Here is a 2,294-nt window from a genome sequence, read left to right as displayed (position 1 = left end):
CGCCTGCGCCGCCGCCTGCTGAGCGGCAGCGACGATGCCCTGGCCGATCACGAGGTGATCGAGGCCCTGCTGATGACCGTGATCCCGCGCATGGACGTAAAGCCGCTGGCGCGCATGCTGCTGCAGCGCTTCGGCTCGTTGCCCGGCGTGTTCAACGCCGATCCGCGCGCGTTGCAGGCGGTGCCCGGCATCAAGGAGGCCGCCGCTGCCGCGCTGCGCATCGCCGGCGTTGCCGCGCGGCGCCTGGCCCGCGCGCAAGTGCAGGAAATGCCCGTGCTTTCCAGCTGGCAGGCACTGATCGACTATCTCACCATCGACATGGCGCACCTGAACCACGAACGCGTGCGCGTGCTCTATCTCAACACCCAGAACCGCCTGCTGCTCGACCAGATCGTGAGTGATGGCACGCTGGACGAAAGCGCGATCTACACGCGCGAGATCATTGCCAAGGCCCTGGCAATCGGCGCGGCCGCGCTGATCCTGGTGCACAACCATCCCTCGGGCAGCACCCAGCCGAGCCGCGCCGACATTCAGATCACCCACAAGATCATGGAGGCCGCGCGGCTTTTGGGCGTGACCGTGCACGATCACGTGATCATCGGCCGCGAAGGCCACACCTCGCTCAAGGCCAAAGGCTTGATCTGAAAAGAAACTCCCCCTCCTCTTCAGAGGAGGGGGTCGGGGGGTGGTGGAACAATGGCGTAAGGGCCAGCACCACCCCCGGCCCCTCCTCTGACGAGGAGGGGAGAAATTACTTCAATCCAGCCGCTTACACCAGGCCAGCATGCTCCAGCGCGGCATCCACCGCCTGGCGCGCGGCGTCGCTGCACGGAACCATCGGCAGGCGCAGTTCCTCGCCCATCCATTCGTGCACGCGCGACAGCGCATACTTGACCGGCCCCGGCGAGGCATCTTCGAACATGGCGTAGTGCAGCGGATAGAGCTTGTCGTTCAACTCGCGCGCCAGGGCGAGGTCGTTGGCCGCGCAGGCCGCCTGGAATTCGGCGCAGAGCTTGGGCGCGACATTCGCCGTCACCGAAATGCAGCCCACCGCCCCGGCGGCATTGGCCGGCAGGGCCAGTTCATCATCGCCCGAAAGCTGGCAGAAATGCTTGCCGATACCCATGCGGTGGTCGGTCACGCGCGAAAGATCGCCACTGGCGTCCTTGATGCCGACGATCTTGTCGGGATAGCGCTTGGCCAACTCGCACACCGTTTCGGGCAGGATGTCGGTCACCGTGCGGCCCGGAACGTTGTAAAGAATGATCGGCAGGTCGTTGTTTTCCGCCAGATAGCTGAAATGCGCGATCAGGCCGGCCTGGCTCGGGCGGTTGTAATAGGGCGCCACGCACAGCGCCGCCTGGGCGCCGCACTTCTTGGAAAAGGTCATGTGCAGCAGCGCGTTCATCGTGTCGTTGCTGCCGCACCCGGCGATCACCGGCACGCGGCCGGCGGCCTGTTCCACGCACAGCTCGATCACGCGGTGGTGCTCGGCGTTCGACAGGGTCGATGCTTCACCGGTGGTGCCACAGGGCACCAGCGCGGACGAACCGTTTTCGATCTGCCAGTCGACCAGACGGCGAAATGCTTTCTCGTCAACGGCTCCATCGCGAAACGGTGTCACCAATGCCGGAATGGAGCCGGAAAACATGGACATTATCCCTCGTCTTGTCGCACAATGCGGTTCTGGGCAGGTCTCGACGCTTGCCGTGGGGCGCTTACCCCGGCAAACATGGGTCCGTCAAACATCGGCCCAGCAAACTTTGCTTTGCCACGGCAAAAAGACATTCAGCGCCGGATAAGGAGGCCACAACGACGATGTCCACCATGGACATGCCCCGAATCCCCGTCTCCCACGCCCTGCGCAATGGCTTGTGTGGGCTGGCCGCGCTGGTGGCGCTGTCAATGCCCACGCACGCCAGCGATGCCGGGCCCGACACGGATGGCAGCGCCTGGGACCGCGCCCGCGCGCAACTGGTCGCCGGGCAGCAGGGGCCGATGGCCCTGGCCATATCGCGCTGGGAACTGCTCACTTCTTCCAACCGCTTTGCCTTTTCCGATTATGCCGGCTTCCTGCTGACCTACCCGGGTTTCCCCGAGGAAGAGCGCCTGCGCCGCTATGCCGAAGGCGCGCTCGATCGCGAGGTTGGCGCGGGCGGCGGTGGCGACGTGCGCGCCACGGTGGCCTATTTCGATCGGCACCCGCCGCTGACCAATCCCGGCCGCGCGCGCTATGCCTTGGCGCTCAAGGCGCTAGGCCGGCCCGATGCCGATGCCATGGCCAAGGCCGCCCG

At 65.6% G+C, this 2,294-nt stretch carries 2 protein-coding genes and 1 pseudogene; 2 read left to right on the top strand and 1 reads right to left on the bottom strand.

Annotation, left to right across the window (positions count from 1 at the left end; all coding sequences use genetic code 11):
* The coding region (gene radC, locus H926_RS0102350; RefSeq protein WP_022674871.1) for a DNA repair protein RadC at window positions 1–645 on the top strand (645 nt) is incomplete at its 5' end.
* A 124-nt stretch (window positions 646–769) separates the two neighbouring features.
* On the opposite strand, the gene dapA is transcribed toward radC, so the two are convergent.
* Window positions 770–1,651 (bottom strand): 4-hydroxy-tetrahydrodipicolinate synthase, encoded by an 882-nt coding sequence (dapA, locus tag H926_RS0102345; RefSeq protein ID WP_022674870.1) that lies wholly within the window; start codon window positions 1,649–1,651, stop codon window positions 770–772.
* Window positions 1,652–1,818: 167 nt separating this feature from the next.
* On the opposite strand from dapA, the pseudogene H926_RS25230 reads away from it, so the two are divergent.
* Window positions 1,819–2,294, top strand: a pseudogene (locus tag H926_RS25230) (lytic transglycosylase domain-containing protein); the annotation flags it as partial.

Source organism: Novosphingobium sp. B-7 (assembly GCF_000410615.1).
GTDB lineage: Bacteria > Pseudomonadota > Alphaproteobacteria > Sphingomonadales > Sphingomonadaceae > Novosphingobium > Novosphingobium capsulatum.
Note: the sequence above shows the minus strand (reverse complement) of the source record. Positions and strands in the feature narration are given on the sequence as shown.